Origin of the sequence: Streptomyces sp. NPDC004327, from assembly GCF_042873935.1 — a bacterium.
Taxonomy (GTDB): Bacteria; Actinomycetota; Actinomycetes; order Streptomycetales; family Streptomycetaceae; genus Streptomyces.
This window is the reverse complement of sequence record NZ_JBIAME010000001.1, coordinates 870,055-888,729: the sequence shown is the minus strand read 5'-3', so window position 1 is coordinate 888,729 and position 18,675 is coordinate 870,055. Positions and strand designations below refer to the sequence as shown.

At 73.6% G+C, this 18,675-nt stretch carries 18 protein-coding genes; 11 read left to right on the top strand and 7 right to left on the bottom strand.

All coding sequences use genetic code 11. The annotated features are described in order from the left end of the window. Window positions 1-66 precede the first annotated feature (66 nt). Window positions 67-1,230: an oxygenase MpaB family protein gene (locus ACFYU9_RS03800; RefSeq protein ID WP_389218212.1), complete on the top strand. Its 1,164-nt coding sequence runs from the start codon at window positions 67-69 to the stop codon at window positions 1,228-1,230. Here ACFYU9_RS03800 and ACFYU9_RS03795 read toward each other — a convergent pair. Beyond that, window positions 1,181-2,185, bottom strand: a complete 1,005-nt coding sequence (locus ACFYU9_RS03795; RefSeq protein WP_389342048.1) for a LysR family transcriptional regulator — start codon at window positions 2,183-2,185, stop codon at window positions 1,181-1,183. The two genes, ACFYU9_RS03800 and ACFYU9_RS03795, sit on opposite strands and share 50 nt — an antisense overlap. 90 nt (window positions 2,186-2,275) lie before the next feature. Between ACFYU9_RS03795 and ACFYU9_RS03790 the strand changes: the two genes are divergently transcribed. The 3 genes from ACFYU9_RS03790 to ACFYU9_RS03780 all read left to right on the top strand — a co-directional run bounded on the left by ACFYU9_RS03790 (window position 2,276) and on the right by ACFYU9_RS03780 (window position 5,596). Beyond that, entirely contained in the window at window positions 2,276-3,574 is a 1,299-nt protein-coding gene (locus tag ACFYU9_RS03790; RefSeq protein WP_389342045.1) for an MFS transporter, read from the top strand. After that, entirely contained in the window at window positions 3,523-3,855 is a 333-nt protein-coding gene (locus tag ACFYU9_RS03785; protein WP_389218203.1) for a cupin, read from the top strand. Before ACFYU9_RS03790 ends, ACFYU9_RS03785 begins: the two co-directional genes overlap by 52 nt. A gap of 130 nt (window positions 3,856-3,985) precedes the next feature. After that, window positions 3,986-5,596 (top strand): poly(3-hydroxybutyrate) depolymerase, encoded by a 1,611-nt coding sequence (locus ACFYU9_RS03780; RefSeq protein ID WP_389342042.1) that lies wholly within the window; start codon window positions 3,986-3,988, stop codon window positions 5,594-5,596. An 18-nt stretch (window positions 5,597-5,614) separates the two neighbouring features. On the opposite strand, the gene ACFYU9_RS03775 is transcribed toward ACFYU9_RS03780, so the two are convergent. Both ACFYU9_RS03775 and ACFYU9_RS03770 read right to left on the bottom strand, forming a co-directional pair. Next, window positions 5,615-6,565: a cache domain-containing protein gene (locus ACFYU9_RS03775; protein WP_389342039.1), complete on the bottom strand. Its 951-nt coding sequence runs from the start codon at window positions 6,563-6,565 to the stop codon at window positions 5,615-5,617. 10 nt (window positions 6,566-6,575) lie between these two features. Then, window positions 6,576-7,304, bottom strand: a complete 729-nt coding sequence (locus tag ACFYU9_RS03770) for a FadR/GntR family transcriptional regulator (protein WP_389218195.1) — start codon at window positions 7,302-7,304, stop codon at window positions 6,576-6,578. Between the two features lie 176 nt (window positions 7,305-7,480). On the opposite strand from ACFYU9_RS03770, the gene ACFYU9_RS03765 reads away from it, so the two are divergent. From ACFYU9_RS03765 to ACFYU9_RS03745, 5 genes are all read left to right on the top strand, one after another. Continuing rightward, window positions 7,481-8,542: an ABC transporter ATP-binding protein gene (locus ACFYU9_RS03765; protein ID WP_389342036.1), complete on the top strand. Its 1,062-nt coding sequence runs from the start codon at window positions 7,481-7,483 to the stop codon at window positions 8,540-8,542. A gap of 173 nt (window positions 8,543-8,715) precedes the next feature. Further along, the gene (locus tag ACFYU9_RS03760; RefSeq protein ID WP_389342033.1) at window positions 8,716-9,915 is read left to right on the top strand and encodes an ABC transporter substrate-binding protein; all 1,200 of its coding nucleotides are present in this window, start codon (window positions 8,716-8,718) and stop codon (window positions 9,913-9,915) included. A gap of 9 nt (window positions 9,916-9,924) precedes the next feature. Further along, window positions 9,925-10,845: an ABC transporter permease gene (locus tag ACFYU9_RS03755; protein ID WP_389342030.1), complete on the top strand. Its 921-nt coding sequence runs from the start codon at window positions 9,925-9,927 to the stop codon at window positions 10,843-10,845. Between the two features lie 37 nt (window positions 10,846-10,882). After that, window positions 10,883-11,698 carry an ABC transporter permease gene (locus ACFYU9_RS03750; RefSeq protein WP_389218185.1) on the top strand — a complete coding sequence of 272 codons (816 nt, stop codon included), beginning with the start codon at window positions 10,883-10,885 and terminating at the stop codon, window positions 11,696-11,698. A gap of 222 nt (window positions 11,699-11,920) precedes the next feature. Then, complete coding sequence (locus ACFYU9_RS03745) at window positions 11,921-13,372, top strand: cellulase family glycosylhydrolase (protein ID WP_389218183.1); 1,452 nt, start codon at window positions 11,921-11,923, stop codon at window positions 13,370-13,372. Window positions 13,373-13,391: 19 nt separating this feature from the next. Here the strand turns inward: ACFYU9_RS03745 and ACFYU9_RS03740 are convergent, their stop codons facing one another. From ACFYU9_RS03740 to ACFYU9_RS03725, 4 genes are all read right to left on the bottom strand, one after another. Next, on the bottom strand, window positions 13,392-13,721 hold the full coding sequence (locus ACFYU9_RS03740; protein WP_389218180.1) for a CU044_2847 family protein: 330 nt from the start codon (window positions 13,719-13,721) through the stop codon (window positions 13,392-13,394). A gap of 155 nt (window positions 13,722-13,876) precedes the next feature. Further along, window positions 13,877-15,208 (bottom strand): Ig-like domain-containing protein, encoded by a 1,332-nt coding sequence (locus ACFYU9_RS03735; RefSeq protein ID WP_389342027.1) that lies wholly within the window; start codon window positions 15,206-15,208, stop codon window positions 13,877-13,879. A gap of 169 nt (window positions 15,209-15,377) precedes the next feature. Beyond that, window positions 15,378-15,863, bottom strand: coding sequence for an SRPBCC family protein (locus ACFYU9_RS03730; RefSeq protein ID WP_389342024.1), 486 nt, complete (start codon window positions 15,861-15,863; stop codon window positions 15,378-15,380). A 103-nt stretch (window positions 15,864-15,966) separates the two neighbouring features. After that, the gene (locus ACFYU9_RS03725) at window positions 15,967-16,509 is read right to left on the bottom strand and encodes a TetR/AcrR family transcriptional regulator (protein ID WP_389218266.1); all 543 of its coding nucleotides are present in this window, start codon (window positions 16,507-16,509) and stop codon (window positions 15,967-15,969) included. 185 nt (window positions 16,510-16,694) lie between these two features. Between ACFYU9_RS03725 and ACFYU9_RS03720 the strand changes: the two genes are divergently transcribed. Next, window positions 16,695-18,038: an FAD-dependent monooxygenase gene (locus tag ACFYU9_RS03720; RefSeq protein WP_389342022.1), complete on the top strand. Its 1,344-nt coding sequence runs from the start codon at window positions 16,695-16,697 to the stop codon at window positions 18,036-18,038. Between the two features lie 40 nt (window positions 18,039-18,078). After that, a complete protein-coding gene (locus ACFYU9_RS03715) occupies window positions 18,079-18,672 on the top strand; it encodes a PadR family transcriptional regulator (RefSeq protein ID WP_389218169.1) in 594 nt (197 codons plus the stop codon). Window positions 18,673-18,675: the final 3 nt, after the last annotated feature.

Sequence of the window (18,675 nt, the reverse complement as noted above, 5' to 3'; positions counted from 1 at the left end):
GGTCCCGGCACCCCTTCCCGACACCGTGTCCCGGCATCCCGCCACGGAGCCCCCGAGGAGCCCCGCATGATCCCCACCCAGGCGTCCCTCGACGCCCTGCGCCAGGCCGGCGACGAACTCGCCGACGCCACCGTCGCCACGCTCTTCGAGCGCGGCGAGGTCGGCACCTTCAACACCCTGATGCGGTACGTGTCCACGGCCGGCGCCCCGCTGCCCGACGGACTGCCCGACGTGGCCCGCGAGTACCTGCACGTCACGAGCGCGGCGCCGGCGTGGGTGGACTGGTCCGAGATGGAGAAGGCACGGCTCTTCTTCACCGACAACGACGTGCACATCACCACGGCGCTGTCCTTCGCCTCCATGCCCGCCTGCTATCTCGTGCCGCACGTGGCGAAGCTGCTCGCCACCACGCACGGCCTGAAGTACCCGTCCAAGCGCATGGCGGAGACCGGCCAGTTCACGCTCTACCTGATGCGGCCGGACGCCTTCGAGGCCGGCAGCCGCTTCGTGCCGGCCGCGCAGAAGGTGCGGCTGCTGCACGCCTCCATCCGCCACCACCTGAAGCGCGAGGACCGCTGGGACACGGCGGCGCTCGGCGTGCCGATCTGTCAGGAGGACATGATCGGCGGGCAGATGTTCTTCTCCATGCTGGTCCTCGACAGCCTGCACCGGCTCGGCATCCACATGTCCACGGAGGGCGCGGAGGCCTACTACTACGCGTGGCGGGTGGTCGGCGCGATGCTCGGCGTCGACCAGGAGGCCGCACCGCGGACCCTCGACGAGGCCCGCGCCTTCCTCGACCTCTACATGCTGCGGCACATGGGCCCCTCGGACGACGGCGCCCTGCTCACCCGCCAGCTCATCGAGCTGTACGAGGAGGTCGTGCCCGGCACCTTCTTCGACCCGATCGTCTCCGCGCTGATCCGCCACCTCGTCGGCGACACCTGCGCGGACTGGCTGGAGGTGCCCCGCACCCCCTGGGACACGGTCGTCAAGGCGGTGCCGCACCTCCTCGGCGTCCTGGAGACCGTGGAGGACCGCTCCCCGCTCGGCTCCTGGTTCCTGGACCGGCTCGGCCATCTCACCACGGTCTTCGAGCTGTCCTCGCTCACCCGCGGCCGGGTGATGCACTACGCGATCCCGGAGCACCTGAAGAAGGACTACGGGGTGTCGACGTCCGTCAACCCGAAGCGCCGCTGGAGCCCGCCGCCGGCCGTCCTGGACCTCTAGTCCCCGGCCTCGGCCCCCGGGTCTCCGGTCCCGGGTCTCCTGTCCCGGGGGCTCCCGTCCCGGACCTCTCGTCGCGGACCCGTGCCGCCGTCTCCACGAAGGCCCTGATCAGGGCGGTTTCGGCGGCGGTCGCCCAGACCAGGCCGTACGTCAGTGGCGCGGCGTCGTGGAACGGCACGTACGCGATGCCGGGGCGCGGGTGGTAGCGGGCGCCGCTCGCCGCGCCCGGCGAGACGCCGTGGCCCGCGCCGACCAGGGAGAGCAGCTCCTCCCAGGTGGCGGCGGCCGGGCCGTGGGCGACGGGCGCGCCGGAGGGCGTGCGGGTCGGGTAGTGGGCCTCGCGCCAGGCCCGGGGCCGGCCGCCGCCGGTGGTGACGAGGGTCTGTCCGGCGAGGTCCTCCAGGCCGACGGAGGCGCGGGCGGCGAACGGGTGGGCGGCCGGGACGAGGAGCACGCGGGCCTCGCGGACCAGGACCGGGCCGGTGGTGAGGCCCGGAACGGCGGCGGGCAGGGCGGCGTACTGGACGTCGAGTTCGCCGTCCTCGACGGGGCGGGTGCCGGCGTCGACGGGGACCTCGCGGAGGGTGAGCTCGCAGCCGGGGTGGCGGGCCAGGAAGGCGTCGGCGGCGGCGGTGAGCAGCTCTCCGCCCCAGGGGGAGCCGAAGCCGATCCGCAGGGTGCCGAGCATGCCACGGCCGGCCGCGGTGGCGCGTTCGAGGGCGGCGAGGATCAGGGTGTGGGCGGGGCGGAGTTCGTCGTGCAGGCGGCGGCCGACCGGGGTGAGGGCGACGCTGCGGCTGGTACGGGCGAACAGCGGCGTGCCGACGCGCCGTTCGAGCTTCCTGACGGTCTGGCTGACGCGTCCGGTGGAGACGCCGAGGCGTTCGGCGGTGCGGCCGAAGTGGAGTTCGTCGCCGAGGGTGAGGAACGTCTCGAGTTCGTGCCGTTCGAGCACCGGACCGCCCCTCATCGTTTAGCTGCGCTCAACGCCGGTTGCATTCTTTCACCTTGATGGGCGTGTCCGGCCGGCGGGAGGCTGATGCCCATGCCCGACCTCCCCTCCCGTTCCCGCCCCTCCTCCGTCCTGGTCCTTGCCGTCGCCGGCGCCGTGACGGTGGCGAACATCTACTTCCCGCAGCCGCTGCTCGCGGCGATCGCCCGTGGCCTCGCCGTCTCCGACCGGACCGCCGGCCTGGTGGCGACGGCCGCCCAGCTCGGCTACGCGCTGGGCATCCTGCTCCTGGTGCCGCTCGCCGACACCGCCCGGCTGCGCCGGCTCACCCGGGTCCTGCTGGCCGTGACCAGCGCGGCCCTGCTGGTCGCGGCCACGGCCCCGAACGTCCTCGTCCTCGCCGTCGCGACCCTCGCCCTGTCCACGACCACGGTGCTCCCGCAGATCCTGACCCCGGTCGCCGCGGCCCTCGCGGGCCCGGAGCGGCGCGGCCGGGTCGTCGGCGTCATCGGCCTGGGCCTCACCCTCGGCTCCACGCTGTCCCGTACGGTCTCGGGCGCGGTCTCCGACGCGACCGGCAGCTGGCGGACCGCCTACGCCGTGGCCGCGGTCGCGACGGCGGGTCTGCTGTGGGTGCTGCCGCGCGCCCTGCCCGAGCGGCTCGGCGGCCCGGATACGCGCCCGGTCCCGTACGGCCGGATGCTCGCGGGACTGCCCGGGCTGCTCGTCGCGCATCGCGCGCTGCGGGTCTCGGCGCTGCGCGGGGCGGGGGTGTTCGCCGCGTACAGCGTCTTCTGGGCGGCGCTCGTCTTCCATCTGGCCGCCCCTCCGCTGGGGTACGGGCCGGGGGCGGCGGGCCTGTTCGGGCTGCTCACCGTGCCGGCGGCGCTGGCGTCGGCGTACGCGGGGCCGCTCACCGACCGGTACGGGGCGGACCGGGTCCAACCGGTGGCCCTGGCCTGCGTGGGGCTCGCCCTGGCGGTGGCGGGCCTGGCGCCGGTCTCACCGGTGGCGCTGGTGGCGGCCGCCGGTCTCGTGGTGCTCGGCACGAGCGCCTGTCAGGTCGCGAACCAGGCGCGGGTCCTGGGCCTCGGCCGGGCGGTGGCGGCCCGGGTGAACACGGTCTTCATGCTGGCCACCTTCGCCGGGGGCGCGCTCGGCTCGCTGACGGCGGCCTGGTTGTACGGGGCGTACGGCTGGAGGGCGGCGCTCCTCGCGGCGGCGGGGTTCCTCGTGGTCGCGGTCGCGCCGACCGGACGGGAGCGGCGGCCCCGACTTGCGGGACGCGCGGCAGGCGCAAGGCTGGGGGTACCGGTCCGCGCACCCCGCAGGGAGACACGATGCAGGAGCCCGCACCCTTCGACCTCACCGCCCTCGCCGACGAGCACCTGACGAAGGCGCGGGCCGCGGCGCACGGCCGCAGCGCCCATCTGGTGGTGCACGACGGGGTGCTGCGGCAGAGCGTGATCGCGATGACCTCGGGCACGGCCCTGGACGAGCACAACGCGCCGCCCGCCGCCAGCATCCAGGTCCTGCGCGGCCGGGTGCGGCTGACGGCGGCGGGCCGGTCCGAGGACCTCGCGGCCGGTCAGCTCCAGATGATCCCGAAGGAACGGCACGGGCTCGCCGCGCTCGACGACGCGGTGGTGCTGCTCACGGCCGTCAACGACTGACGCGCGCCGTCACGTCGCCCGGCGCCATACCCGGGCCCCTCGTTTATGGCTGCCGGGCCCATAGGGCCGGGTGCGCACCGCCCCTACGCTCCGGCGGAATCCCCACCGTCCGAGCCGCACGGGAGTCCGCATGCGACCGAAACGAACACGCGTACGCGCACCACGGCTGCTGTCCGCCGTCGCAGCCGCCACCGCCCTGCTCCTCTCGGCGCCCGCGGCCGCCCCCGCCGAGGCCGCCGCGCCCGCGCCGGTGCCGGGGAGCCTCACGCCGTACGCCATCGGCGCGGTGTACACCGCCGGCGTCTCGTCGGGCGGCTACATGGCGACCCAGCTGCACGTGGCCTATTCCGGGACGGTCTCCGGCTCGGCGGCGTTCGCCTCCGGGCCGTACGACTGCGCGCGGGGCAGCCTGCCCACGGCGCTCAACGCCTGCATGGACACCACCCAGGACCTCCAGCTCGCGCAGCTGGAGCAGACGACCCGGGACTGGTCGGCGCAAGGGCTCGTGGATCCGATATCCAATCTCGCGGGGGATCCGGTCTACGTTTTCAGCGGGACCCAGGACTCCACCGTGAAGCAGCCCGTCGCCACCGCGCTCGCCGGCTTCGCCGCCGACTTCGGGGCCCGGGTCCGCTACAACCGCACCACGGCCGCCGGGCACGCCTGGATCAGCCCGCTGGGCCCCAACTCCTGCGCGGTGACGCAGAGTCCCTGGCTCAACGACTGCGGGTTCGACGCCGAGCGCGAGATGCTCGGCCAGCTGCTCGGCTCCGTGGCGGCGCCCGCCGCCGCGCCCTCGGGGTCGCTGATCCGCTTCGACCAGAACGCGTACGCGCCGGGCGGTTCGGCGGCGGCCCTGTCGATGGGCGACGACGGCTTCGCGTACGTGCCGAAGTCGTGTGCGGGCGGGGCCAGCTGCACGTTGCTCGTGGCGCTGCACGGCTGCAAGCAGGGGTACGCGTACCAGGGCTTCGGGACCCGGTTCGTCGAGGGCGCGTATCTGAACGAGTACGCGGACACCAACGACATGATCGTGCTCTATCCGCAGGCGGCGCCGACCGCGACCCTGGACAATCCGAACGGCTGCTGGAACTGGTGGGGTTATCTCGGCGACAGCGCCTACGCCCGGCACGGCGGGAAGCAGATCGAGGCCGTGATGGGCATGGTCCGGGCGCTGCGCGGCACCACTCCCCCGCCCACGGGCGGCGGTTCGGTGACGCTGCCGAGCGTGGACGCGCAGGACGGCTACGTGAAGGCGGCGGCGGACGGTTCGGGCGCGGCGGTCGGCACGCTGGAGGACCTCTACGGCTTCGCGCTCGGCCGGGGCACGGACGGCAGGGTCAACCGGACGCTGCTGTCCTTCGACACCTCGCGGATCCCGGCGGGCAAGCAGATCACCCGCGCCTATCTGTCGGTGACCAGGTCGAGCGGTGCGGGCGACCCGTGGTCCTCGCCCGCCGGCAACCGGCTGCTCGTGGACGTGCGCACGGGCTGCTTCGGCGGCTGCGCGGTCGAGCCGTCGGACTGGGCGGCGCCGGCGACGGTGCCGGGCGCGGCGGAGATCGGCGCGTTCTCCTCGGGCGGCGCGGTGTCCACGGACCTGTCCGCGGCGGCGCTCGCGGCCCTGGACCGGTCCGGGACGACCCAGTTCCGGCTGGGCTTCGCGAGCGCGCCGGCCTCGACCGGGTACCTCTTCGTCAACCAGGCGGCGCCGGTGACGCTGACCGTCGAGTACCGCTGAGGCGCCCCGGCGGGCCGTTCACCGCTCCGGCGTCACCAGCACCAGCGGCGTGCCCGCACAGGGCGTCAGCCGCAGGTCGCCGTGGCGGTGGACGGCCGCCGGCCCGGCGTCCGCGGCGGCGGCGAGCACGGCGGCGAAGTCGGGCCCCTTGGTGAGGGAGCCGGCGAGATGCGCCGGGTCCGTGGAGGCGGCGACCCGGCCCCGGGCGTTGACCAGGCGTGCCGGGACGGGGAGTTCCTGGAGCACGGGCAGCACGGCCGCCTCGAAATGCCGCAGATAGACGTCGGCGGCGGCGACGCCCACGAACCGTCCCGCGACATGGACCGGCTCGGACAGCGTCAGCCCGTACTCGTCGGAGCAGAGGTAGTCGACGTACGGCCCGGCGACGGCCCGGCGGCCGGTCTCACGGGGCAGGGCGTACCAGTCCCAGTGCGTGTAGTCGGAGTACGCCGAGTGCTCGGGGTCCAGGTCGAGCAGCAGCGGCCGCACCGCGCCGTCCGGGCCGCGCTGCCACCACTCCAGCCAGGCCGGCACGTCGGCGAGGAGTCCGGGCGCGGCGACGAAACCGATGCCGGAGACGAGCGCGTGACGGCCGAGCCGCTCGTGCAGCCCCGGCCGGAGGGCGGCGAGTGCGGCCACCACCGGCGCCGGCGCCCCGCCGCCGGCCGGGCCTGCGAGCAGCGCGGCCGTGTCCTCGCGGGTGGCGGCGACGGCGGCGAACACCCCGTCGAGCGTCTCGCGCACCCGGACCGACACGGCGTCGGCTCGGGCGCGGCGGGAGTCGGAAGCGGCGGCGGGCGCGGTGGACTCCGGCAGGGCGCCGGCCGGACCGGAGGCGCCGCGCGGGCCGCCGGGCGGGCCCGCGGCCGCGCTCGCCGGGGCCGCCGCACGCATCGCCCCCGTGTCCCCCACCCCCGCCGCCTCGGTCGCGGCTGCCGTGCCGTGGGCGAGCGCGGGGGGTGTGGACATCGGGGTCCTCCTACGGACGCGGCCCGGGGGCGCGGGTGGGGGGTGCGAGGCGCAGGGCGATCAGGCGGCCGACGGAGTCGCGCACGCACTGTTCGGCCAGCATTCTGGCCCGCTCGTCGGCCTCATCCTGCACGGCGGAGATCACGGAGCGGTGACGATCCGCCACGCATTCGAGATACGCGGTGTCGTCGAGGACGAGGACGAGCAGGGCGCCCAGTTCGGTCTGGAGGGCGATCTCCTCGCGGGTGAGGCGCGCGGACTGGGCGGCGGCGGCGAGTTCGACGTGGAATCGGCCGTAGAGCCGGCTGCGGGCGGCGGGGCCCTCGGCGCGGGCGAGTTCGTCGACGGTGCGGGTGAGCGGGCGCAGGTCGCCGGGCTGGGTGCGCCGCGCGGCGAGCAGCGCGGCGGCGCCGGAGACGGCGGCCCAGTGGTCGCCGAGGTCGCGCAGCTCCTCGGTGGACCAGTCGGCGAGGCGGTCGCGCAGCCGGTCCCCGGTCGGGCCCTCGGGGAGGGTGACGAAGCTGCCGCCGCCGCGGCCGCGGCGGGTGGTGACGAGGCCCTGCTGGCGCAGGGCCATGAGGGCCTCGCGCAGGGTCACGGTGGAGACGCCGAGCTGGCCTGCGAGCTCGGCCTCGCCGGGCAGTTGCTCGCCGTCGGCGAGGAGTCCGAGCTCGATGGCGTCGCCGATCCGGCGGACCACGGTGTCGACCCGGGCCCGGGTGTCGACGGGGGTGAACACGGCTCGGCGCGCGCTCCCGTGCGCGCCCTCGCCCTGTCTGCCGCCTGGTTCCACGTTTACCACCTCGCGTGCTGACTCAGGCTTTACCTTAAAGGGGTCTTGAGATTTGAACTATGACTTCATATGTTTACGCCCACTCGTCAGAACGCGCCCCCGCATCAGAAAGGTTCCCGCCCATGGAGGGAATGGCGATCCGGCTCTCGGGTCTCCGCAAGAGCTACGGCCGGACCGAGGCGGTGGCCGGGGTGGACCTGGAGATCGCCGACGGCGAGTTCTTCTCGATGCTCGGCCCCTCCGGCTCCGGCAAGACGACCGTGCTGCGGATGATCGCCGGCTTCGAGACGCCGAGCGCCGGCAGCGTCGAGCTGGCCGGCGAGGACGTCACCCGGCGCGCCCCCTTCGAGCGGGACGTCCACACCGTCTTCCAGGACTACGCCCTCTTCCCGCACATGACGGTCGAACAGAACGTCGCGTACGGCCTGAAGGTGCGCGGTGTCCCCAAGGCCGAGCGGCTGGTCCGGGCCCGCGCCGCGCTCACCCAGGTGCGGCTCGAAGGACTCGGCGGGCGCCGCCCCGGCGAGCTGTCCGGCGGTCAGCGCCAGCGCGTGGCGCTCGCCCGCGCCCTGGTCGGCCGCCCCCGCGTGCTGCTGCTCGACGAACCGCTCAGCGCGCTGGACCTCAAGCTGCGCGAGCAGATGCAGGTCGAGCTGAAGGCCATCCAGCGGCAGGTCGGGATCACCTTCGTGTTCGTCACCCACGACCAGGAGGAGGCCCTGACGATGAGCGACCGGATCGCCGTCTTCCACCAGGGCCGGATCGAGCAGGTCGGCACCCCCGCCGAGATCTACGAGCGCCCCGCCACCCCGTTCGTCGCCGGCTTCGTCGGCACGTCCAACCTGGTCAGCGGGGAGGCCGCGCGGAGCGTGGTCGGCGCCTCCGGCACGTACAGCATCCGGCCGGAGAAGATCCGGGTCGTCACGGACCCAGCCGCGCCCGCCGAGGACGGTCACGCCCGGGCCACCGGCACCGTCGCCGAGGTGGTGTACCTGGGCGACGCCACCCGCTTCCTCGTCGACCTGGACGCGGGCGGGCGGCTCACCGCCGTCCAGCAGAACCTGGAGACCTCCTCCGCCGACCTCGCCGCCTTCCGCGGCGCCCGCGTCGCCCTGCAGTGGCACCCGCGCCACGCGGTTCCCGTCCCGGTCCCTGTCCCGGCCCCGGCCCCCGAGGCGCCGTAGGACACCACGCCGGGCCGAACGGCCGGCGCCGAACCCGTCACGCGCCGCCGACCCGTACCGCGCCCCCGGGCCCCGTCACGCCCGTACGCCCCGTCACGCCCGAACACTTCACGGCACCACCCCTCGCACCGCACCCTCACGTCCCTCACGTCCCTCACGCAACGGAGAAACACGTGCGCCTGCACCGCTCGCTCCTGACGGCCGCCGCCGTCTCCGGACTGCTGCTCGTCACCGCCTGCGGCTCCGCCGACCAGGCCGGTGCCGGGAAGTCCGGCGGCCTCAACCCGCCCGACCTCAAGGCGCCCACCTCCCTCGGCAAGCCCGAGGGCCAGGTCAACCTGATCGCCTGGGCCGGGTATGCCGAGGACGGCTCCAACGACCCCAAGGTCGACTGGGTGACGCCCTTCGAGAAGCAGACCGGCTGCCAGGTCAACGCCAAGACCGCCGCCACCTCCGACGAGATGGTCGCGCTGATGAAGACCGGCGAGTACGACGCCGTGTCAGCCTCCGGCGACGCCTCGCTGCGGCTGATCGCGTCCGGCGACGCCGCGCCCGTGAACACCGCGCTCGTCCCGAACTACAAGGACGTCTTCGCCGGTCTGAAGAACCAGGGCTGGAACTCGGTCAAGGGCGTCGCCTACGGCATCCCGCACGGCCGGGGCGCCAACCTCCTCATGTACGACACCACCAAGGTGAAGCCCGCCCCGACGTCGTGGTCCGCCGTCTTCGACCAGGCGTCCGCGCACAGCGGCAAGGTCACCGCGTACGACTCCCCGATCTACATCGCCGACGCGGCCCTCTACCTCATGGCCACCAAGCCGGAGCTCGGCATCAAGGACCCCTACGCCCTCGACCAGAAGCAGTTCGAGGCGTCCGTCGATCTGCTCAAGCAGCAGAACAAGCACGTCGGCGAGTACTGGAGCGACTATCTGAAGGAGGTCTCCGCCTTCAAGAGCGGTGACTCCGTCGTCGGCACCAGCTGGCAGGTCATCGCCAACCTCACCAAGGCAGAGGGCGCCAAGGTCGAGGCGGTGCTGCCGAAGGAGGGCGCCACCGGCTGGTCCGACACCTGGATGGTGTCCGCCAAGGCCAAGCACCCCACCTGCGCCTACAAGTGGCTCGACTGGATCGTCTCGCCCAAGGCCAACGCCCAGGTCGCCGAGTACTTCGGCGAGGCCCCGGCCAACTCCAGGTCCTGCGCCGAGACGGCCGACAAGAACCACTGCGCGGTGTTCCACGCGAGCGACGAGGCGTACTGGAAGAACGTCCACTTCTGGACCACGCCCATCGAGCAGTGCCTCGACGGCCGCACCGACGTCCACTGCGTGCCGTACGCCAAGTGGGTGCAGGCCTGGAACGAGATCAAGGGCTGACGACGGCGCATGACCACCCTCACTCCCGCACCGCCGGCCCCCCGCGCCGGCGAGGCCGACCGAGCCGCCGGCCCCGTCCGGCGGCTCGCCGCGGCCCTGCACCGAAGGCCCCGGGTCCGGCTGGCGGCCCTGCTCACCGCGCCGCTCCTCTGGCTGGTGCTCGCCTATCTGGGCTCGCTCGCCGCGCTGTTCCTGTCCGCGTTCTGGACCACCGACTCCTTCACCTCCGAGGTGGTCCGGGTCTGGTCGGCGCAGAACTTCCAGGAGCTCGTGACCTCGCCCGTCTACCGCACGGTCGCCCTGCGCACGGTGGGCGTGGCCCTGACCGTGACCGTGCTGTGCGCGCTGATCGCCTTCCCGCTGGCCTTCTACACCGCCCGGGTGGCGAGCCCGCGCCGCCGGCCGCTGCTCGTGGTCGCGATCCTCACCCCGCTGTGGGCGAGCTATCTCGTCAAGGTGTACGCGTGGCGGCTGATCCTGTCCGAGGGCGGGCCGCTGGACTGGGTGCTGAAGCCGCTGGGCCTGACCGGCCCGGGATACGGGCTGACCGCCACCGTCCTCGTGCTCACCTACCTCTGGCTGCCGTACATGATCCTGCCGCTGCACACGGCGCTCGAACAGCTCCCGGACAGCCTGCTGCACGCCTCCGCCGACCTCGGCGCGCGCGCCGGGCGGACCTTCGTGTCGGTGGTGCTGCCCCTGGTGTGGCCGGCGATCGCGGCCGGTTCCGTCTTCACGTTCTCGCTCAGCCTCGGCGACTACATCACCGTGCAGATCGTCGGCGGCAAGACCCAGCTGATCGGCAACCTCGTCTACTCCAACGTCACCCTCAACCTGCCGCTGGCCGCCGCGCTCGGCACCGTGCCGGTGGCCGTCATCGTCCTCTACCTGCTCGCGGTGCGGCGCACCGGCGCGCTGCGCAGCCTGTGACCGGGGGCCACTCCCCGGGCCGGAAGGACCTCCCCCGATGAACCTCTCCCGTCCCGCGCGGATCGCGCTGCGCACCGCGGCCGCGTTCGGCTTCGCCGTCATCTACCTGCCGCTGCTGCTCGTGCTCCTCGGCTCGCTCAACCCGGACCGCTCCGCGAGCTGGCCGCCGCCCGGGCTCACGCTGAAGTGGTGGTCGGCCGCCTGGGCCAACGAGGGCGCGCGCGAGGCGCTGTGGACCTCGGTGCGGACGGGTCTCGCGGCGACGGCAGTGGCGCTGGTGCTCGGCACGCTGATCGCCTTCGCCGTGCAGCGGCACCGCTTCTTCGGACGCGAGGCCGTGTCGTTCGCCGTGGTGCTGCCGATCGCGCTGCCCGGCATCGTCACCGGCATCGCGCTCAACTCGGCCTTCGGCACCGTCCTGAAGCCACTGGGTGTGGGCCTCGGGCTCTTCACGGTGATCATCGGGCATGCCACCTTCTGCATCGTGGTGGTCTTCAACAACGTGGTCGCGCGGCTGCGCCGGCTGCCCGGTTCGTACGAGGAGGCGGCCATGGACCTCGGCGCGCACACCTTCCGTACCTTCTGGGACGTCACCTTCCCGCTGCTGCGCTCGGCGCTGCTCGCGGGCGGGCTGCTCGCCTTCGCGCTCTCCTTCGACGAGGTCGTGGTGACCACGTTCACCGCCGGTCCCGGGGTGCAGACCCTGCCGCTGTGGATCTTCGACAACATGACCCGGCCTCAGCAGGCGCCCGTGGTGAACGTGGTGGCCGCGCTGCTCGTGCTGCTGTCCGTGCTCCCGATCTACGCGGCGCAGCGGCTCTCCTCGGACACGGCGGGCGGCGGGCGGGTCTGACGCCGCCGGCCGGGCCTCGCTGTCGCGTTGCCGCGATGCGGCCAAAGCGGCGAATGCCCTCGTTCGACGTGCGCGGCCTCACCCGCCGGGCGGTGGGGGCTGACCGCTCGCACAGACGCGCCCGGCTTGCGACGGGGCGGTGCGGGGCGAGGATCGACAGAGACGATCACCGCCTCCCTACCGTCGTAACGCCTCCCTGCCGTCGTAACGAAGAGGAGCCGCATGGACCGGCAGCCGCAGCAGTCGACACCGCGGGCCTACCGCCTGCCGGCCATCCGTTCGGCGCGCTTCCTCCGGTGCCTCGGCCTGGTCATGCTGATGCTGGGACTGACGACACCGGCGGCCGCGGCACCGACGGATCCCCCGCTGGGACACGCGGGCCGCTGGCTCACGGACGGCCAGGGCCGCGTGGTCACCGTGCACGGCGTGAACATGGTCTACAAGTACCCGCCGTACTTCCCCGCGGCGGGAGGTTTCGGTGAGAAGGACGCCCGGTTCCTGGCGGAGAACGGGTTCAACGCGGTGCGGCTGGGCTTCGCGTGGAACGCGGTCGAGCCGAAGCCCGGAGTCTACGACGACGCCTACATCGAGCAGATCAGGCAGACCCAGCGGCTGCTGGCCCGGTACAAGATCTACAGCCTCGTCGACTCCCACCAGGACGCGTTCAACGAGTCCGTGGGCGCGAGCTGGAGCGGCTTCCCAGCCTGGGCGGTGTTCGCCGACGGGTTCCCGGTGAAGCCGAATCCGGGCTTTCCGGAGGTGTACTTCACGAGCCCCGCGCAGAACCAGACGTGGGCGAACTTCTGGCACGACCGGACCGCTTCCGACGGCGTCGGGCTCCAGGAGCACTACGCGGCCATGTGGGCGCACGTCGCGCAGCGCTTCGCGGACCAGCCGTACGTGCTGGGCTACGACCTGATCAACGAGCCGTGGCCCGGCTGGGAATACCCGACCTGCTTCCCGAACGGCTGCCCCCGGTTCGAGGGCGAGGTGCTCGCTCCGTTCGAGGCGAAGGTCATGAAGGCCATCCGCCACGTCGACGCGGATCACCTGCTGTTCTACGAGCCGTCCCTGACCAACGACTTCGGCACGCCGGACTGGATGCCGAACCCGACCGGTGACCCGAAGGCGGCGCTGAGCTTCCACGACTACTGCGTCGGCCAGACCGACACCTGTGTGACCAACGGGCTGGCCCGCGCCGCCGCCGACGGCGTCGCCGGGGTGGTGACCGAGTTCGGCGCCACCAAGGACGCGACGAGGCTGACGAACCTCACCGATCGGTTCGACGACAACATGGCCTCCTGGATGTTCTGGTCCCAGCCGCAGAATCAGACACCCGGTCATCACCAGGAGCCGCCGACCGGCCCCAACCTGATGGACCCGACGGTCGTCCGGCCGTATCCGCGTGCGGTCGCGGGTACCCCTCAGCAGTGGGGCTACGACACCACGACCGGGACGTTCACCCTGCGGTACAGCGCCCACCGCGCCGATTCCGGGCAACCGTTCGCCCCCGGAGTCCCCACCGAGGTGTATCTGCCGCTGAGCGGCTACCCCGACGGTTACCAGGTCGAGAGCCAGGGCGCCGAGGTCGTGTCGTCACCCGATGCCCGGATCCTCCGGCTCACCACCAGTCCGGGGCAGGACACCGTGCAGGTGACCGTGACGCGCAAGTGAGCGCGGATCCCCGGCCTGCTCACGGGGTGTGCTTGTCCCATTCCAGGGTGACGCGGAGGGTCGCGTTGGCGCTGCCCTGGACGACGAGGGCGGTGAGCTTGCCGCTCTGCAGGCCGAGTTGGCAGCCGAACTCGACGACGGCCCGGTCGGGCGCGGCCCGGTGCACCGAGTCGCCGAGCTGCTGGGCGAAGGAGGAGAGCGCGGCGGTGACGCCGGAGAGGTCGGGGAGGTCCGGGAGGCGGTCCGTGAACCCCTCCAGTTGTTCCTCCTCGTCCGGGGGTCCGAGCGGCACGGCCTCCACGTGGAGCACGCCGCCGCCGGCGAGTTCGACCCTGGTGATCTCCGTCATCGTCGCTCCCTTCGTCCGTGAACGTCGGCCCGGTGACCGTCCGCCGGGTGACCGTCGGCTCGGTGACCGTCCGTCGGGCGGTCGTCCGGCTGGTGGTCGTCCGGCTGGTGGTCGTCCGGCCGCACCCGTTCACCCGTACCCGTTCGTCCGTGCTGTCAGAGGGCGGGGCGCAGGCCGCCGTCGGGTCCGCCCGTGCCGTCGGCGGCGGGGCCGAAGGCGCTGCCCCGGCGCCAGGCGGGCCAGCTCATGTTCCAGTCGCCGAAGCCGTTGTCGAACGGCGTCATCTCCTCGCCGTAGCCGTTGACCACCCGGACGAGGTCGCCCTCGCGGAGCGTGTCGAAGAGCCAGGCCGCGTCCTCGGTGCTCATGCCGGTGCAGCCGTGGCTGACGTCGTCGTTGCCCTGCGCGTCGAGCGACCAGGGTGCGGCGTGCAGGTACTCGCCGCTCCAGGTCACCCGGGTGGCCCAGCGGACCTTGAGGTCGTAGAAGTCGCCGCTGCCGCGCTCGATGCCGATGGTGTCGCCGCGCATCCGGACGGTGGCCTCCTTGCCGAGGACGACCTTGACGCCGCCTCGGGTGCGGTAGCCCTCCTTGCCGGTGGTGACCGGGATGCTGCGGATCTCCTGACCGTCGCGCAGCACCGTGAGGGTGTGCGCGGCGACGTCGGTGACGGCCTCGATCCGGTCGCCGATGGTGAGGGTGAGCGGCTCCGAGGGGCCGCCGTAGAGCCGGCCGATGACGGGGACGCCGTCGAGGGCGCTGGTGACGCGGACGGTGGCGTGGGCGGGCCAGTAGGCGCGCGGACGGTAGTGGAGGGTGGTGGGCGAGACCCAGTACCAGGAGCCCTCGACGTACGGCTCGGAGCTGACGTGCAGCGCGCGCTCGACGGTGCGGCGGGCCGTGGGGTCGGTGGCGGCGACCGGGTGGCTCAGCTCGGCGGTGAGCGGCTGGCCGACGCCGTACGTGCCGTCGCCCGGGCCGAGTTCGGCGGTCAGCCGCTCGCCGCGCGGCGCGGCCGGGACGCGCAGGTCGAGCCGCGCGCGGTGGCGCGGCGAGCGCCCGCCCTCGCCCTCCACGGTGAGGCGCAGGGCGTAGCGGGCGTCGGCGGCGAGCGGGGCGGTGCTGGTCCAGTGGCTGCCGTCGGCACTGACCGTGCCGGCGATCCGGTGTCCCTGCCGGTCGCTGACGGTGACGTCGGTGAGCCGGCCGGTGGTGCGCAGGGCTAGGTCGAGGGGGCCGCCACCGGTGCGGGTGCCGGGGCCGTCCAGGGTGAGCGTCCGGCCGTCGAGGACGGCGAGGCGGCGGGGTGTGGCGCACATCCGGCCGTCGGGCGGGCAGCTGCCGAGGGAGACGACCACGGTGCCGGCGGGCGCGGAGTGCGTGCCGGCGGGCGGGGGCCCGGCGGCGCCGAGGGTGAGGACGGTTCCCGCGGCGAGGGACAGCGCGCCCCAGCCCGTGAGGTTCCTGGCGCGCGTGCGTGACGCCATGTCGGACACCGCCTCTTCTCGCCGGCCGGACCTGGTCTGACCGGTGCATCAAAGCGGATCCGGGACGGAAAAGATGATCAGCCGACCGGGCGTGGCGCGTGAGAGCCCCGCGAGACGACTCGAAAGCACCAACGCGGGCCGCGTCGCGCACGTGTTTCGGCAGGCGCGGTCAGCGCGGGACGTCGGGCAGTTCCTCGCCGGTCTCCAGGAGGCTCTTGAGGCTGGAGACGATCGCCGGCCAGCCCTCGCTGACGAGCGCGCGGATGGTGCCGTCGGGTTTCAGGTCGCCGTGGACGACGGTGAGCTTGACCATGTCGCCGGCCGGCTCGATGTCGTAGGTGACCTTGGAGCGGCCCTCCTCGACGAGGCGCGCGTAGATGTCCTCGCCGATGCGGACCGCCTGGGCCCACTCGGGGGTGAAGGTGTGCCAGGCGTACGACAGGCGCCGGCCGGGCTCGGCGACGAGGACGACCTGCAGCGGGTCGGCGGTCGTCCGCCCGCCCTCCTCCCAGACCATGGGCGAACCGGGGATCCAGTCCGTCTCGAAGGCCACGCCCCAGTAGCGCCGGGTGAGGGCCGGTTCGGTGAGGGCCTTCCAGAGCTCGTCGGGCGTGGTGCGGATGTACGACGTGTAGACGAAGGCGCTGTTGTCCATGGTGTCTGTCTCGGTCTCGGTGGTTTCGCTGGTGTCGGTGCCCGTCGGAGCCCGCTCCATCGCTGACGTCGGTCGGCGCGGGCGTCCCGTCGGGCGCACCCGCTCACGGTCGCAGGGCCGCGGCCACGAGCCCTTCGATCTCCTCTCTCGTGTCCCTCGCCCCCGTGCTGTCCCCGGTGCCGGCCCGGTCGCCCGTGGCGTCCTCGCCGGCGACCACCCGGTCCAGGACCAGGCCGTCCACGCACGCGAGCAGGGTCAGGGTGCGGGCCTCGGGGTCCGTGACGCCCCGGCCGGCCAGGAAGTCGCGCACGGCCCGGCGGCCCGGGTTCTCCCTCGGCACCAGGATGTCGCGCAGTTCGGGGTCTCGCACGCTCTCCAGGACGCAGGCGTAGCGGGCGAGTGAGCGGCGGCGCCCCTCGCCGCCGGTCCGGGCGGCGACCAGCGCGACCAGGCCCCGCACCAGATCGGCCTCCGTCAGGGGTACGGGGGTGTGCTCGGCGGCGGTGCGCAGCTCGGTCTGGTCGAGTTCGACGAGCCGGCGGACGAGCGCGGTGAGCAGGGCCGAACGGGTGCGGAAGTACGCGGACGTCGTCCCCGTGGGCAGTCCCGCGGCGGCGTCGACGGCCCGGTGGGTGAGGCCGCGCATGCCGGCGTCGGCGAGGACCGCGAGCGCGGCGTCGGCCAGCAGGGTGCGGCGGGATCCGGGCGCGGGCGTGGTCGGGGAGGACGGAGTCACCCTCCCTTTCTACACCTGTAGAGGGCGGGGGAGCGCGAGGGTCTACTCTTCTACAGATGTAGAAATCATGGAGCGGATGGATGAGGGGCACGGACATGGGACAGACCGCCGTCGTCGTCGGCGCCGGGATCGGCGGGCTCGCCGCCGCCGTCGGACTCCGGAAGATCGGCTGGGAGGTGACCGTCGTCGACCGCGCGCCGGTCCTCGCGGACGCCGGGGCCGGCATCTCGCTCGCCGCCAACGGCATCCGCGCCCTGGACGCGCTGGGCGTCGGCGCGGCCGTGCGGGCCGCCGGGCGCGGCCAGTACACCGGTGGCACCCGCACCCCCCGCGGCTCCTGGCTGGCGAGGATGGACGGCGCCGCCCTCGAACGCGCCCTCGGCTCCCCCATCGTCGGCATCCCGCGCGCCGAGCTGCACCGGCTGCTGCGCGAGGCGCTGCCGCCCGGCACGCTGCGCACGGGAATCACGGCCACGGTCGCCGTACCGCGGCAGGAGGGGCAGAGGGCGCGGGTGGCGCTCGCACCGGCGGGCGGCGGTGCGAGCGAGCCGGCGGAGGCGGACGTGATATCAGCGGACGCGAGGGCGGCGGATGCGAGGGCGGCGGAGTCGGTCCAGGCCGACGCGAGGGCAGCAGACGCGAGGGCGGCGGATGCGAGGGCGGCGGCGTCGGTCCAGGCGGATGCGACGGGGACGCACCTGGTGGAGGCGGATCTGGTCGTCGCCGCCGACGGGATCGGCAGCCGGACGCGTACCGCCCTGTTCCCCGGCCATCCGGGACCGGTGCACAGCGGCTCGACCGTGCTGCGCGCCGTCACGGACCGCCCGCTGGACCTCCGCACCGACTTCGAGATCACCTGGGGGCGCGGGGCCGAGTTCGGCCACATCGCCTTCGCCGACGGGCACGCGGAGTGGCACGCGGTCCTCAACGCGCCCGCCGGCGTGCGCCATCCCGACCCGCTCGCCCTTCTGCGCCGGCGCTTCGCGGACTGGCACGAGCCCATTCCCGAGCTGCTCGCGGCCACCCGCCCCGAGGACGTCCTCCACCACGACATCGGCGAACTGGCCACGCCCCTGCCGTCGTACGTCTCCGGCCGCACGGTCCTGCTCGGCGACGCCGCCCACGCCATGACGCCCAACCTCGGCCAGGGCGCCTGCCAGGCCCTGGAGGACGCCGTGGTCCTCGCCGCCGAACTCGACCGGACGGGTGACGTGGACGCCGCCCTCGTCCGCTACGACGCGGTGCGGCGCCCGCGTGCCACGGCCGTCGCGGCGGCGGCCCGGCAGGCCGGCCGGATGGGGCAGCAGCTCGCCCATCCGCTCGCCGTACCGCTGCGGAACACGCTGATGCGGCTCGCCCCGTCGGGCACGGCCGTACGGATGATCCTTCGTCACGCGTCCTGGACCCCGCCCCTCACCAGGTCTTTCGCCGGTGAATAGGTGTGGACCGAAGTATTCAACAGGCTGCTAGTTTGTCCGGATGTCTCTCAAGCACGCGGTCCTGGCGGCTCTCCTGGAAGGAGAGGCGTCGGGGTACGACCTGGCCAAGCTCTTCGACGTGGCCGTGGCCAACTTCTGGGCGGCCACGCCGCAGCAGCTCTACCGGGAGCTGGACCGGCTCTCCGAGGCCGGACTCATCACAGCCCGGGTGGTCCAGCAGGAACGCCGCCCCAACAAGCGCATGTTCACCCTCACCGACGCCGGCCGCCGGGACCTGATCGCGTACACCGCGCACCCGCCGAAGCCGACGGCGGTCCGCGACGAACTCATGGTGCAGGTCCAGGCGTGCGACGAGGGCGACACGGCGGAGGTCCGCGAGCACGTACGGGAGCGCATGGAGACGGCCCGCGCGAAACTCGCGCGCTACGAGCGGCTGCGGGAGCGGCTGCTCGACGGCCTCGACGAGGTCACCTATCTGGCACGCACGGAGCGGGTCGGGCCGTATCTGACGCTGCTGCGCGGCATGGCCTTCGAGGAGGAGAACGTGCGCTGGGGCGAGCGGGTCCTCGCCGTGCTCGCGGAGCGACAGGAACGGCAGCGGCGGCCGGAGCGGCATCAGGTGACACAGGGCTGAACC

Coding starts and splice junctions, on each gene's coding strand:
- ACFYU9_RS03800 (WP_389218212.1), top strand. CDS start 67: ATGATCCCCACCCAGGCGTCCCTCGACGCCCTGCGCCAGGCCGGCGAC.
- ACFYU9_RS03790 (WP_389342045.1), top strand. CDS start 2,276: ATGCCCGACCTCCCCTCCCGTTCCCGCCCCTCCTCCGTCCTGGTCCTT.
- ACFYU9_RS03785 (WP_389218203.1), top strand. CDS start 3,523: ATGCAGGAGCCCGCACCCTTCGACCTCACCGCCCTCGCCGACGAGCAC.
- ACFYU9_RS03780 (WP_389342042.1), top strand. CDS start 3,986: ATGCGACCGAAACGAACACGCGTACGCGCACCACGGCTGCTGTCCGCC.
- ACFYU9_RS03775 (WP_389342039.1), bottom strand. CDS start 6,565: ATGTCCACACCCCCCGCGCTCGCCCACGGCACGGCAGCCGCGACCGAG.
- ACFYU9_RS03765 (WP_389342036.1), top strand. CDS start 7,481: ATGGAGGGAATGGCGATCCGGCTCTCGGGTCTCCGCAAGAGCTACGGC.
- ACFYU9_RS03755 (WP_389342030.1), top strand. CDS start 9,925: ATGACCACCCTCACTCCCGCACCGCCGGCCCCCCGCGCCGGCGAGGCC.
- ACFYU9_RS03750 (WP_389218185.1), top strand. CDS start 10,883: ATGAACCTCTCCCGTCCCGCGCGGATCGCGCTGCGCACCGCGGCCGCG.
- ACFYU9_RS03745 (WP_389218183.1), top strand. CDS start 11,921: ATGGACCGGCAGCCGCAGCAGTCGACACCGCGGGCCTACCGCCTGCCG.
- ACFYU9_RS03740 (WP_389218180.1), bottom strand. CDS start 13,721: ATGACGGAGATCACCAGGGTCGAACTCGCCGGCGGCGGCGTGCTCCAC.
- ACFYU9_RS03735 (WP_389342027.1), bottom strand. CDS start 15,208: ATGGCGTCACGCACGCGCGCCAGGAACCTCACGGGCTGGGGCGCGCTG.
- ACFYU9_RS03730 (WP_389342024.1), bottom strand. CDS start 15,863: ATGGACAACAGCGCCTTCGTCTACACGTCGTACATCCGCACCACGCCC.
- ACFYU9_RS03725 (WP_389218266.1), bottom strand. CDS start 16,509: ATGCGCGGCCTCACCCACCGGGCCGTCGACGCCGCCGCGGGACTGCCC.
- ACFYU9_RS03720 (WP_389342022.1), top strand. CDS start 16,695: ATGGGACAGACCGCCGTCGTCGTCGGCGCCGGGATCGGCGGGCTCGCC.
- ACFYU9_RS03715 (WP_389218169.1), top strand. CDS start 18,079: ATGTCTCTCAAGCACGCGGTCCTGGCGGCTCTCCTGGAAGGAGAGGCG.